Source organism: Bradyrhizobium genomosp. III, from assembly GCF_000261705.1.
Lineage (GTDB): Bacteria > Pseudomonadota > Alphaproteobacteria > Rhizobiales > Xanthobacteraceae > Bradyrhizobium > Bradyrhizobium ottawaense.
On the sequence record NZ_AJQF01000128.1, the window covers coordinates 1 to 216 of the forward strand.

1 pseudogene is annotated in these 216 nt (G+C 63.4%); it reads right to left on the minus strand.

The window, feature by feature from the left end:
- Positions 1-30: 30 nt before the first annotated feature.
- Positions 31-216: pseudogene (locus IC66_RS0111265) on the minus strand (UDP-N-acetylmuramate dehydrogenase); the annotation flags it as partial.

The window sequence follows — 216 nt, forward strand, 5'->3', positions numbered from 1 at the left end:
TCGCGACTGCGTCGCGCCCCGGAATGACACTCACACGGAAACCCCGATCCGCTTGATTTCCCAGTGTAGCTCAATTCCGGAATTTGCCTTCACGCGTTCGCGCACGGTCTCGCCCAGCGTCTCGATGTCGTGTGCGGTGGCATCGCCCGTGTTGATCAGGAAATTGCAGTGCATCTCGGAGACCTGCGCGCCGCCGACGCGCAAGCCGCGGCAGGC